The 11850-nt window shown below is 74.9% G+C and carries 10 protein-coding genes and 1 tRNA gene; 3 read left to right on the plus strand and 8 right to left on the minus strand.

What is annotated here, in order from left to right; translation table 11 throughout:
* Window positions 1–309: 309 nt before the first annotated feature.
* Entirely contained in the window at window positions 310–1530 is a 1221-nt protein-coding gene (locus tag ABZ951_RS28180; RefSeq protein WP_344089303.1) for a M6 family metalloprotease domain-containing protein, read from the plus strand.
* Between the two features lie 125 nt (window positions 1531–1655).
* On the opposite strand, the gene ABZ951_RS28185 is transcribed toward ABZ951_RS28180, so the two are convergent.
* The 7 genes from ABZ951_RS28185 to ABZ951_RS28215 all read right to left on the minus strand — a co-directional run bounded on the left by ABZ951_RS28185 (window position 1656) and on the right by ABZ951_RS28215 (window position 8495).
* A tRNA-Lys gene (locus ABZ951_RS28185) sits at window positions 1656–1729 on the minus strand.
* A gap of 56 nt (window positions 1730–1785) precedes the next feature.
* Window positions 1786–2487 carry a bifunctional DNA primase/polymerase gene (locus ABZ951_RS28190; protein ID WP_344089238.1) on the minus strand — a complete coding sequence of 234 codons (702 nt, stop codon included), beginning with the start codon at window positions 2485–2487 and terminating at the stop codon, window positions 1786–1788.
* Between the two features lie 145 nt (window positions 2488–2632).
* Window positions 2633–3004 (minus strand): hypothetical protein, encoded by a 372-nt coding sequence (locus tag ABZ951_RS28195; protein WP_344089239.1) that lies wholly within the window; start codon window positions 3002–3004, stop codon window positions 2633–2635.
* 304 nt (window positions 3005–3308) lie between these two features.
* The gene (locus tag ABZ951_RS28200; RefSeq protein ID WP_344089240.1) at window positions 3309–4679 is read right to left on the minus strand and encodes an AAA domain-containing protein; all 1371 of its coding nucleotides are present in this window, start codon (window positions 4677–4679) and stop codon (window positions 3309–3311) included.
* A 46-nt stretch (window positions 4680–4725) separates the two neighbouring features.
* Window positions 4726–6267, minus strand: a complete 1542-nt coding sequence (locus ABZ951_RS28205; RefSeq protein ID WP_344089241.1) for a hypothetical protein — start codon at window positions 6265–6267, stop codon at window positions 4726–4728.
* Between the two features lie 142 nt (window positions 6268–6409).
* Window positions 6410–7636 carry a hypothetical protein gene (locus ABZ951_RS28210; protein ID WP_361280998.1) on the minus strand — a complete coding sequence of 409 codons (1227 nt, stop codon included), beginning with the start codon at window positions 7634–7636 and terminating at the stop codon, window positions 6410–6412.
* Window positions 7560–8495 carry a phosphatase PAP2 family protein gene (locus ABZ951_RS28215; RefSeq protein WP_344089243.1) on the minus strand — a complete coding sequence of 312 codons (936 nt, stop codon included), beginning with the start codon at window positions 8493–8495 and terminating at the stop codon, window positions 7560–7562. Before ABZ951_RS28215 ends, ABZ951_RS28210 begins: the two co-directional genes overlap by 77 nt.
* Window positions 8496–8806: 311 nt before the next feature.
* Between ABZ951_RS28215 and ABZ951_RS28220 the strand changes: the two genes are divergently transcribed.
* A complete protein-coding gene (locus ABZ951_RS28220; RefSeq protein WP_344089244.1) occupies window positions 8807–9400 on the plus strand; it encodes a histidine phosphatase family protein in 594 nt (197 codons plus the stop codon).
* Window positions 9401–9545: 145 nt separating this feature from the next.
* On the opposite strand, the gene ABZ951_RS28225 is transcribed toward ABZ951_RS28220, so the two are convergent.
* Window positions 9546–10991, minus strand: a complete 1446-nt coding sequence (locus tag ABZ951_RS28225) for a tetratricopeptide repeat protein (RefSeq protein ID WP_344089245.1) — start codon at window positions 10989–10991, stop codon at window positions 9546–9548.
* 264 nt (window positions 10992–11255) lie between these two features.
* On the opposite strand from ABZ951_RS28225, the gene ABZ951_RS28230 reads away from it, so the two are divergent.
* Window positions 11256–11708 (plus strand): hypothetical protein, encoded by a 453-nt coding sequence (locus ABZ951_RS28230; RefSeq protein WP_344089246.1) that lies wholly within the window; start codon window positions 11256–11258, stop codon window positions 11706–11708.
* Window positions 11709–11850 lie beyond the last annotated feature (142 nt).

The following is an 11850-nucleotide window of genomic DNA, read 5'->3' on the forward strand; positions in this document are numbered from 1 at the left end:
GGGAATCCGTGCTGGAAATGTGGCGATCATAGGGCTCACACGAGGACCGTTCCAGCGGCCCGGCCGCGTTTGCCCGGGGCGCCTTCTCCCGTTTGTCCATTTCTGCACGACCGTGCGCGCTCGTGGCGGAGCCTTTTGTACTGCACCATCTCGATTGACCATCAGTGACTGAGTGTGATGTACCCAGAAGTCGGCTTAGTCACTCGACTGGGGTAGCGGAACAGGGCATACCATCACAAACCCCTGGAGGGTGGATGAGGTGTCCCGAATCCGTTCCGGGAGGTCGACGTGGTGCGTCCGCAGACACCCATGGGAGTGGAACGGCCGCGCCGGCTGCGCCGCGTCGGGGCCGTCCTCACCTCCCTCTGTGCGATCGCCACGACCGTCGTCGCCGTTCCGGCCCACGCGACGGGGCCCGGCGGTCCGTGCGCGCTGCCGCGCAGCCAGGCCCACCACTCCGAGGGGCTGGACAGCTGGAACGCGGCCTACCCCCGGCCCGCGGGCCGGCTCGACGCCGTCATGATCTTCCTGTCGTTCCCCGGCTCCCGGCCCGTCGTCAGCCCCGAGCGCCTGGCGGCAGACCACTTCCCCGCCACCTCCCGCTTCTTCGAGCGCGCCTCCTACGGGCGGTTCTCGCTGCGCGCCCACCCCCTCAAACGGTGGTTCCGGATGCCGCGCCCCGCGACCTCGTACCGGATACAGCGCGACTGGGAGGGCGACCAGCGCTCCGACTACCTGCGGGACGCCGTCGCCGCGGCCGACGGGGAGGTGGACTTCAGCCGCTACGACCTCGTCTACCTGGTCGCCGACCCCGACGCCCCGGGCGTGGACTCCGACGCGACCAAGGTCGTCAACCTCGACCGCCCCCTGGAGGCCGACCGCACGCCCTTGCGCCGCGTCGTCACCGTCTTCGAACACCATCCGCCGGACCGCAACGTCCTCGCCCACGAGACCGGGCACGTCCTGGACCTGCCCGACCTCTACCACCGGCCCACGGACGGCAAGGGCGACTGGGACACCCACGTCGGCGACTGGGACCTCATGGGCAGCCAGTTCGGACTGGCCTCGGAACCCTTCGCCTGGCACAAGTGGAAGCTGGGCTGGCTCGGCTCCCGCCAGGTGGCCTGCGTCCCCGGCACCGGCAGCAGCCTGCACACCCTCCAGCCGCTGGAGTCCCCGATGCTGCCGGGCAATGACGCGCGCACCCGGCTGATCGTCGTCCGTACGGGCGTGGCCAGCGCCCTCGCCATCGAGGCCCGCTCCGCGTACGGCAACGACGCCGCCACCTGCACCGAGGGAGTGCTGGTCTACCGGGTGGAGAGCGAGACCGCCTCGGGCGGCGGGCCCGTGCAGGTACTGGACGGGCACCCCGGCCACCAGGCGTGCTGGGGCGAATCGGTCTACCCGCCGCTCGCGGACGCCCCGCTGGGCGTGGGGGAGTCCCTCACCTCCGGGCGGGACGGGGTGCGGGTGACCGTGCGGGGGCGGACGGCGGGCGGGTCGTGGACGGTGGGGGTCACCCGTGGGTGAGCGGCGCGGGGGCCGATGCGGGCGGCAGGCGCACTCAGTAGGCACCGTCGGCAGGCACGGGCAGCAGGCACCGGCAGCAGGCACGAAGAAGGCCCCCACCAGTGGTGGGGGCCTTCTTCTGTCGGTGCGCCGCCAGGGACTCGAACCCCGGACCCGCTGATTAAGAGTCAGCTGCTCTAACCAACTGAGCTAGCGGCGCCTGCTGACGTGGAAGACTTTAGCACCCTGATCCGGTGGAACGAAAATCCGCATGTTTCAGCGGGCCGAGAACGGGGTTGTGCTGGTGAGAGCCGTATCGGCGCTCGCGCGGGCGACCCGCACACAGGCCCACAGCAGCCCCTCCGCGTCCGGCAGCCAGGGGTGCCGCGCCTCGGGGGCGACCAGCCAGCGGGAGGCCGGGGGTGCCGGTTCGTCCTCGCCGGGCGGGTAGAGCGGGGGGACGGTCACCGCGTCGCCCGTGCCGTGGCACAGCAGCGGGGGCATCGCCCGGGCCCACTCCTCCCAGGTGAGCAGCGCGGGCAGCCGCTGCGCGGTGCCCGGGGCGGCGAAGAGCAGCAGCCGGCCGCGCTGGGCGGCCACGGGACCGGAACCGGGGCCGTTGGTCCATAAGCGGTCGAGCACCCGGCGCCCGAACAGCGCGGGAACGCCGACCACGTCGAAGGCGGTGCCGCAGGGCAGCACGATCGGGGCGGCCGGGCTCTCGGCCCACAGGGCGTGGACGCTGTGCGGGTGCGGGCTGGCGGAGGCGAGCCAGTCCGCCCCGCCGAGGGTGACGTAGGTGGCGGGGGTGTGCGGCAGCCGGGGCTGGGGGATGCGGGGCCGGCGTTCGGGCAGGGGCTCGCGCGGCCGGATGAGCGGCTCGTCGCGCGGTGCGGTGCGCGGCTCCGTGGGGGGTGCGGTACGGGGCGCGACGAGGGTCGGGGCGGAGGGGCGCGGGTCGTGCGGCCAGGAGCTCATGGCCCTATATTCCGCGGCATCTCCCGGTCCGTTTCCGGTAGTTGCCGGAACCCGGGACAGGAGGGCGGGCGGTGCGCTATCTTGCGCGGCGCATATGCCAACGGCCCATGGTCGGGGACCATGGGCCGTCCTCCTCCGCCGCTTCTCAGTCGACGGGGTGGCTGCTGCCGCGCAGCAGGTCCCGGCCGAACTCGACCATCTTCTTCGCGTAGTCCTCGCTCCACTCGGCGCGCTCCGCGATCACGGACGGGGACAGCCGGTCGAACCGGCGGGGGTCGGCGAGCTGGGCCGCGGCCAGCGCCTGGAACTCCGTCGCTCTGTCGGCCGCCGCGCGGAACGCCAGCGCCAGCTCCGTGGAGCGGGCGAGCAGCTCACGCGGGTCCTCGATCGATTCGAGATCGAAGAAGTGCTCGGGGTCGGCGAGCGCCTCGGGCGGCTCGAAGAGCAGCTGCGCGGGCTTCAAACGGCGGGGCCCGCTGCCGGGGCGCCCGCCGGGAGCCGACTGCGGCTCGCTCATGTACATACCTCCAGGATCGTCTGCACCGCCATCCATTGTCCTGCGCCGCGCAAGGGCACCCGGGGGGCAGGGCTTGCCGCCCGCCCATCCGGCCCGTACGACGGCCGGGCCACGCGGCGCCCGCACAGGCCCGGTCACGGCCGCCAGGCCGCCCGGTGTTCGTTCAGGTGGGTCAGTGCGGAGTGATGCGCCTCCCCCTCGTCCGGGCTGTTTCCGGTTGGCCGTCTCCGGCGGCGTGCCGGACGCTGTCCGGCGGGTGGGGGCGCGGTGCGCGGTGCCTGCCGGGCGGGTGCGGGTGTGTCGGTCACGGCCGCCAGGCCACCCGGTGTTCGTTCAGGTGGGCCAGCACGGAGTGATTCGCCTCCCAGCCGTCCGGGAACTTGACCGTCACGCCCAGCTGTACCGGGTCCGTCGACGGGTGTTCGTCCAGCAGGCGCTCGATGCCCGCCCGCGCCACCACCACGCACGCGTGCCGGTGGCGGGAGGCCAGCACGCACAGGCGGCCCGTCTCCAGGTGGAACGCCGTCGCGTCCGGGCGGCCCGACAGCGGATGCAGGACCACCGTCACATCGAATTCCCGGCCCTGCAGCCGGTTCGCCGTGTCGGCCGTGACGCCCCGCACGCCCAGCTCCGCGAGTGCGGCCCGGACCGCCGCCGCCTGATCGCGGTGGGCCGTGCCCACCGCGATCCGGTCCGCCGTGAGCGGCACCGGACCGTCCGCGGTCTCGCTCGTCGCCGCGCCGCCGCGGTCCAGCAGCCGCCGCACGACCTGTGCCACCGCTCCGACCGCCTCCGGATCCGTGCGCGGTGTGCGGCGCGCCGGCAGCTCCAGCAGGCCCCAGCCCGACGCGGCCGCCTCGTCGATCACCCGGTCCGGCCCCGAGCCGTCGGAGGGCACCCCGAAGGCCAGGCTGCGGTCCCCGTGGCCCGTGCCGCTGCGGAACGGCGTGTACGGGTAGAAGGCGTCCGAGACGAGGGGCGCGGCGGAGGCGGGCAGCCGCCAGGAGACGGGCAGCCGGTGCTGCGGCAGCCGGGGATTGTGGGCGAGCAGGGTCGTCACCGCGCTCGCCGACGGGTCGTACGACAGCCCCGCCCACTGCGCGGCCCCGTCGGGGCCCACCACGCTGAAGGGGTCCAGCTGCCCGGGGTCGCCGACGAACAGCGCCCGCTCGAACAGGCCGGCGACGGCCAGCAGGGCGTCCGACCGCATTTGGTACGCCTCGTCGACGATCGCGTGCCCCCACGGCTCGGCGACCTTGGTGTGGGCCCACTTCGCGGCCGTGGACACCACGACGTCGAGCCCCGCGAGGTCGGCCGCCTTCGCCGACTTCACCACCGACGGCAGCGCGTCGAGCGCCGGGTCGTAGGGGCGGGCGTCACTGCTGTGCAGCCGGCCCACGGGCAGCTCCGGGTCCTTCGCCGCCAGCCGCAGCACCAGGTCGTCGACCTGGGCGTTGGTCTGCGCCACGACCATCAGCGGCCGGCCGGCGGCGGCCAGCTCCCGCGCGGCCCGCACGACGAGCGTGGACTTGCCCGCGCCGGGCGGGGAGTCCACGACGACGCCGCGGTGCGGGCTGTGCAGGGTGTCGCGCAGGATCGCGTCCGTCGCGGCGGCGGCAGCTGCGGAGGGGTCGAAGGGGCCGGAGGCGGGGGAGTGCGCCGCTCGTACGATCACGGGGCGGCCCTCCTCAAGGTGGCGGCGGGCGCCGCCGCGGTCGCGCTCACAGGTAGTCCTCCGTGGTCACCGGGTCCGGGGCGGGGTCGCCGTCGTCGCCGGGCGGGCCGCCGTGGGTCCAGGGCGTCCGCTCGGGGTCGGGCAGCTCGGGGCCGCCGCGGGGGGCGTGCTCGAACAGCGTCCAGCAGATGCGGTCGCCCTTCTCCGGCACGGAACCCGCGTCGGGCACCTTGCCGCGGCCCATGCCACCGGTCAGCCGGAGCGTCAGGGCACCCGGCTCGCCCGGCACGTGCGCGACGAACTCCGCCGCCTGCGCCTTGCCGTCCGCGAGCACCCGGTGCACCTTGGCTCCCTCGGCGAGGTGCGGGCCGTCGTCCGTGCGGAACGTCACCAGCGGCCGCGGCCGCGGCGATTTGGTGTGCGAGAACTCCATGACCACCTCGGTGACCTCCCCCGCGAACGCCTCACCGGCCAGCCTGCGGCCGGCCATGACCAGCGGATCGTCCAGCGCCTCCTGGGCGTCGAGCTGCGCCTGCGCCGTCTCCCGCGCCGCGAGCTTGCGGGCGGCCGTCACCGCGTCGTCCCGCCGGGGTTGCGGGGGCTCCCCGGCCCGGACCCGGTCCCGGTGGGCGGTGTACGACCAGCGGTCCCGCTTCCACCGCTCGCCGACCCGCCGGCCCTCCGGCAGGGCCCGCAGCAGATCCACCCCGCGCCACATCGCGTCCCACGTGGGCCGCAGCTGCGACTCCAGGAGTGCCCGGAGGGCGTCCTCGGCGCCCGGCAGGCCCGCGTCGTACCGGGCCGTCGCGGGGGCCAGGCGCTTGTTGTCGAAGACCGGGTCCGTGGCCGGGCCGGCGGGCGGGCGGACGAGCAGCCCCTCCGCGTCCCGCTCCGTCTCGGCGCGCAGGGCCGCCTGCGCGCCCGACATCCCCGCCGGGGGGTCGATCCAGGCCAGCAGGGCCCCCAGATGCTGGTCCTCCAGGCTGCTCTGGCCCGTGGCCCAGTGACGGCTCAGCACCTGGGTCATGGGCAGCAGCAGCGACGAGCCGGGCACCCGGGCCCGCTCCCCGAAGTGCGTCAGCCAGCGCCCCAGCAGGGGGACGCGCGGGGGAGCGGGATATGCGGCGTCGGGGTCCTGCTCGGCCGTGCGGCGGAAGCGCATCGAGCGGCCCAGCAGCCGCACGTACTCCACGGCCGCCGGGCCGGGCACCAGCAGCTGCGGGGCGTCCGCGCACAGCTCGACCTCGACGGAGACCTTCCGGCCCGTCTCGGGGTCGGTCTCCTTGCGCTGTTCCCGCTCGACGGCGTCGGCGCAGCTTTCGAGGTAGGGCAGCACGATGTCGGCCAGCTCGGCGAGGAACGCGAACCGCAGGTCCCGGTCACGCGGCTGGGCGACGATCAGCAGCCGGGGCGCGTCCCGCTCGCTGCCCACCAGGGCGCCGAGCGGCGCGCCGGCCTCGCCGGCGGTGGTCAGCGGCACGAAGACCAGCGGGTGGTCGGCCAGGTGCCGGTGCCGCACGGTGGCCAGGGGGCGGGCCCGGCCGTCCTGAGCGGCTTCGAGCCGGGCGAGGGTGTCGATCAGCGACATGGAGCCTCCGCTCCGGAGAGGGACCTGCCGCGGAGGGCGGGCGCCGGGAGGGCTTTCCGCGTGCGGGGGGTGCTCGGCGGGGCGGTCACCAGGGGCCGGCCCCGGCCGCCCCGGACCGTTCCCGTCCGGGTGAGGGCGCCGATCAACACGGGGCCTCCGCTCCCCGCGCGGCCCCGCCGCAAGCGGCCAGCGCCTCCGCGCGCAGGGCCGCAGCGCGCCGGAGCGCGGCGACGGCCGGATCCGCCGGGTCGCCCGACGCGCCCCGGGCGGCGGACAGGACGTCCTCCACGGTCGCCAGACCGCCCAGCTCGCTGCGGACCCCGCGGCCCAGGGACTCCACCGCGCCCGCCGCCCGGGACCGGGCCCGGCAGTGGAAGGCCAGCTCGCACGCCGCCAGGCACTCCGGCGCGTAGGCCGCGCCGACCGACTCGACGGCCGCGGCCAGCTCGTCGGCGGGCCGGGTCGGGGTGCTGCCGTCTTCGGCCGGGCGCAGGTCGAAGGTGGTGCCCTCGGGCAGGGCCGCGGCGATCTCCTCGACGAGGGCCAGCCGGGCGAGCTGGCGGCGGGTGGTGGAGAGCTGCTTGCGCACGTCGACGAGCTCGGCCGCGGGGAGGTTCGAGAAGTCCTTCGGGCAGACCAGGAGGACGTGGGGGCGCACCCGCGGGCCCTCGGGGGGCCCGTACGGCCCGTCCGGCACGTGCGCGGCCGCCCCCTCCAGCGCGAGCGCGTACACCGCCGCCTGCCGGGCCGCGGCGCCGACCTTGGCGGCGTCGGCCGTGCCGTCGATCATGGCGAAGGACTTGATCTCCACGACGGTCCACCGCCCGTCGGGGTGGACGACCACCGCGTCCGGCTCCAGATAGGCCGGGGCACCGGCCACCCGCAGGGCCAGCATGGGGTGGTCCAGGAACGCCCACCGCCCGGCGGCGGTGGCCTCGCGCAGCGCGAGGGCCGTGCGGGCCGTGCGGCCCTCGGGGCCGGCGGCGGAGAGGTCGGGGCTCTCGACGGAGCCGGGCGGGGGCGGGGGCGAGCCGTCGCCCAGCCGCTCGTGGAGGAGGCGGATCAGGGCCTCACCGCCGTCGGCCTTGACCCGGGTCTCGAAGGCGTTGCCCCGGACGAGGGCGAACAGGGACTGCCCGAAAGTGGCCGGGGCCCCCAGGGCCCGGGCCAGCGCGCCCTTGTCGACCCCGGCGCCGTCGAGCAGGACGCGGCGCCGGCAGCCGGGGTTGGCGGCCAGCGCCGCCAGGGCACGGGCGTCGAGCGGGCGCGGCGCGGCGGCCGGGCCGCGCAGCTCAGCGAGCCGCTGTCGCAGCGCCGTCGGTGCGGCTGTCGCCGACGCCGTGGGCCGGCTGTCGGGGGATGTGGTCACTGGCGTCCGCCTCGCGGTGTCTCTCCGGTGCTCCCGTACCTGCGGAAGTCTCGCACCCGCCACTGACATTCGCGGGCGCCCCCCGGAGCCCCCCGCGATCCGCCCTGGTCAGGCGGGTGCGGACGCGGTCGGCGAGGCGCAGGGCGGGACGGGCCAGGAGGAAGCCGACGCCCATGACGGCGGCACCGGCGACGGCGTCGAGGAAGTAGTGGTTGGCGGTGCCCATCACCACGAGGGTGATGGCCAGCGGGTAGGCGACACCGGCGGCCTTCGCCCAGGCCGTCCGGCCGTGGCGCCACAGCACGACGCCGCACCACAGGGCCCAGCCGACGTGCAGACTCGGCATGGCGGCGTACTGGTTGGTCATTCCGCCGAGGCCGCGGGGGGCACTGGCGTCACCGCCCCACCAGCCGTACGAGGCGTACTGGGCCATGGTGTCGACGAAGCCCTCGGAGGGGTCGAGCAGCCGCGGCGGGCAGGTGGGCAGCAGGGTGAACCCCACGAGGCCGATGAGGGTGGAGATCATCAGCCAGCTGCGCAGGAAGCTGTAGTCGGCGGGGCGCCGCTTGAAGGCCCAGACCAGGAGCGCCGGGGTCAGCAGGTAGTGCAGGGACGCGTAGGCGAAGTCGGCGGGTATGCCGATGGCCGAGTGGTCCGTGAACAGCCGGTTCAGCGGGTGTTCGAAATTTATTCGGAACGTTTTTTCAAGGTCGAGAATCGACAGGCCGTGCTCGACGGCAGGCTGTTCGTTGCCGCGGACCAGCAGTCGGCCTGCCGAGTACACCGCGTACACCACGGCTATCAGGGGCAGCTCGGTCCACCAGCGCGGCCGCTTCCCGAGTGGTGCGGTGCGGTACATCCGGACGCTCTCCATTTGTTCAGGCGGCCAACAAGCGCGCATGCAACCGTACGGCGTACGCCGGGGTGTTCGCACATCGCCCCGAGGCTTGCCGGAAACGCCGAGTTCGCCCCCCGTTCGACGGTGAGGGGCGGGCTGGAGGCACACGGGAGACATGGCGCGAGGAGGGAGACGCCTGAATTGCCTGCGGGGTTGCCTGAGACGGGTGTGAGCGATGATGGGAGCGGCGCAGATCGTTTCTGTTGGCATCTGCCAACTTCTGTCGTGATCTGTAGCCAATATCACCGTAATCGTATGAAGGGGCCCTCCCCATGGCACCGCGCATCCTGCTGGCCCGACACGGACAGACCGAGTGGTCGCGCTCCGGCAAGCACACCGGCCGCACGGACATCCCGCTCCTGGACGAGGGGCGCCGTGGCGCCGAGCTGCTGGGCGAGCGGCTGCACCGCGCCCCCTGGGACGGCCTGCCGGACACCGAGATCCGCACGAGCCCCCTCGTCCGGGCCGCGGAGACCTGCGCGCTGGCCGGCTTCGGCGACCGGGCGACCACGTGGGACGCGCTGATGGAGTGGGACTACGGCGCGTACGAGGGGATGACACCCGCCGAGATCAAGGCGCAGCGCCCCGGCTGGCTGATCTGGCGCGACGGCGTCCCCGAGGGCGAGACGAAGGCGCAGCTCGCGGCCCGCGCCGACGAGGTCGTCGAGTGGGCCCGCTCGGCCGACCGCGATGTGCTGGTCTTCGCCCACGGCCACATCCTGCGCACGATCGGCGCCCGCTGGCTGGGCCTGGACATCTCCTTCGCGGCCCGCATCCGCCTCGACCCCACGTCCCTGTCGATCCTGGGCTGGGCGTACGACGCCCCGGCGATCGAACGCTGGAACGACACGGGTCACTTGGCGTGACGCCGGGGCCGGTCGCCCTGGGCCCGTCCGGCGGGTCTTCGACTGCGGCCGTCGTGGCCGCCTGCGGGGGCGGGCGCCCTGCGGGCGCGTCCTCAAGCGCCGGACGGGCTGGTTTCGGCTGAGCTCAGCCGAAACCAGCCCAGGCCTACACCCCCTGCGCGGTCAGGGCGTGCCGGTCCAGGAACGCCGCGACCGCCCGGTCGCCCCGGCCCCACCGCCGCCCGCGCAGCAGCCGCGCCGTCGCGTCCAGCATCGTGCGGACCCGGGTGGACTGGACCTCGGCCAGCAGGTCCAGGGCCCGTTCACCCGTGGCCGCCGCCTCGTCCGGCGCGCCGCCGCGCGCCAGGTCGCCGGCCAGCTGGGCGGTGAACAGGGCGATGTTGCGCGCGAAGTGCGCGTTCTGGAGGTCCACCGCGCGCCGCGCGTGCTCCGCGGCGCGCGTCCAGTCGCCCAGCGCCGACCAGCACTGCGCCTCCAGCCCCTCCAGCTCCGCCTCGCCGAAGAACGTCATCCACTCCGGGTCGGCGTCGGCGGCCCCCCGCTCGAACAGGGTCCGGGCGTGCAGCAGCGCGGCCTCGCACGCCGCCCGGTCGCCGAGCCCCGCCCAGCCGCCGGCCTCCCGGAGCGTCAGCAGCGCCATCAGCCGGGACGACGGCAGCTGCCGCCCGGCCCGCTGCGCCGCCTGCGCGGCCCGTACGGCTTCCCGGGGACGGCCCGCGTCGCGCGCGAGGAAGGCGGTGTTGCAGAAGGCGTGCGCTTCCAGGGCCGCGTCCCCGGCGACCCGCGCCGTGGCGAGGGCCTCCGCGTAGTGCGAGCGGGCGTCCGCGAAGCGGCCGGAGTCGTGCGCGAGCCAGCCCACGGAGATCGCGAGCTCGCCCGCGCCCGCGTGCAGCCGGTCCGCGACCGACTGCCGCCGGGTGTCCGCGTCGAGCAGCTCGTAGGCCACTCGCAGCGGCCCCGCTGCGCGCCGGTAGATGCCGTCCGCGCCGTGGCGGTCGTCCAGCAGCCGGATGCGGCGGACGGCCTGCTCGACGGCGGACGCCTCGGCCTCGCCCGCCCGGCGCGGGGCGCGGGGGGCCGCGGTGGCGACACCGGCCGAGGCGGCGAGGCCGAGGGAGGCACCGAGCGAGGCGGCTGTGGCTATGGCGGCCGTGCCGCCGGTCATGAACGCGCGACGCAACACGTCGCTCTCCTTGAGGCTGTCGAGGGATCTGCCGGATTCCGTCGGCGGCTCACCGGTGGTCCGGCGCGCCCCCCGTCCGCGTACCACGTCTCGCGGGGCGAAACCCATGTCGGCCGGTTCGCAGCCGGGGAACATATGGCGGAACACTCGCTCGTACGCGTAATTGGGGCAGCGGATCTGCCCGGACTCGACGCGCCCGATGTAGCGGGCGTCGCACGAGACCTGTTCGCCGATCTCCCGCGCCGCGCGCCGCACGGCGGCGGCGAACTCGCCGGGCGACCGCGCCCCCCGCAGCTTCCGGAAGGCCGTGTTCGGGGGGCTGGGCGGAGAAGAGGCGGAAGAGGGTGAAGAGGATGAAGGGGGCGACGGAGATGTCGGGGACGACGGGGACACCTGGGACGACGCCATAGGCCGGACCCTCCCTGGCGAGTGCCGCCCCGCGTGGTGCGCGCGGGGCGGGCGGCGCTGTGCTGCCGTATCGGCGGAGAAGACCGTACCGGTTACGGGGGGCCCAGTACGCCCTGTTTGGCTACAAACCGGATATCTCATCCGTGATCTGCCATGAACTGCCATCCTTTGTGACGGCATGGCACCGTAGCCGTTGACGCGTCCGGGCGTTAACCATCTTGAGCCCGCTCGACGCGGAGCGGCACGGCGGAGGAGGGGTTTCCCTTGGTGGAGGCCGGAGTGGACATCAGCAGCTCACGGACGACGGCCCTGCACCCGCCGCTCCAGGACCGCAGCCCGTCCCCGTCGCCGTGCCTGACCGCGTCGGTCGACGCCGGGGCGTGCGATCTGGTCACCGTTCCCGCCCGGCAGGGCCTGGAGGCGGTCGACATCCTGCGGCTGCGCGACGGCGTCGGGCCCGTGCTGCACGACGGCGCGTGCGACACCCTCGGCTTCCTGGTCCCGCCCGGCACCGCGGACGCCTGGGACGTTCCCGGCAGCGCCTGCACCCAGACGTACGGCCGGGGCGTCCGCACCCCGGCCGAGCCCCCGGTCACCGGTACCGGCTGGCTGGTCGCCCCGGATGCCGCGTTCTCCGCGGCCACCGACCCGGCGGTGCTGCGCGCCGCGCTCGGCGAGGCCGCCCGCACGATCGAGGCCGTCGACCGTTGCCGTTAGCCTGCCGGCTGTTTGGGGGTGCACCACCGCTGCGCGGCGGTGTCCTCAATCTCCCCCAGCTACCGCTGGGAGGTGCCCCCAGACGGGCTTATTCGGCTGAGCTCAGCCGAATAAGCCCGTCCGGCGATTGAGGACGCGCCCG

Source organism: Streptomyces sp. NPDC046215 (assembly GCF_040646215.1).
GTDB lineage: Bacteria > Actinomycetota > Actinomycetes > Streptomycetales > Streptomycetaceae > Streptomyces > Streptomyces stramineus.

What these genes read in the sequence shown, in the direction of transcription:
- ABZ951_RS28180 (WP_344089303.1), top strand. Translation starts at nt 310, where the DNA reads ATGGGAGTGGAACGGCCGCGCCGGCTGCGCCGCGTCGGGGCCGTCCTC.
- ABZ951_RS28190 (WP_344089238.1), bottom strand. Translation starts at nt 2,487, where the DNA reads ATGAGCTCCTGGCCGCACGACCCGCGCCCCTCCGCCCCGACCCTCGTC.
- ABZ951_RS28195 (WP_344089239.1), bottom strand. Translation starts at nt 3,004, where the DNA reads ATGAGCGAGCCGCAGTCGGCTCCCGGCGGGCGCCCCGGCAGCGGGCCC.
- ABZ951_RS28205 (WP_344089241.1), bottom strand. Translation starts at nt 6,267, where the DNA reads ATGTCGCTGATCGACACCCTCGCCCGGCTCGAAGCCGCTCAGGACGGC.
- ABZ951_RS28215 (WP_344089243.1), bottom strand. Translation starts at nt 8,495, where the DNA reads ATGTACCGCACCGCACCACTCGGGAAGCGGCCGCGCTGGTGGACCGAG.
- ABZ951_RS28220 (WP_344089244.1), top strand. Translation starts at nt 8,807, where the DNA reads ATGGCACCGCGCATCCTGCTGGCCCGACACGGACAGACCGAGTGGTCG.
- ABZ951_RS28225 (WP_344089245.1), bottom strand. Translation starts at nt 10,991, where the DNA reads ATGGCGTCGTCCCAGGTGTCCCCGTCGTCCCCGACATCTCCGTCGCCC.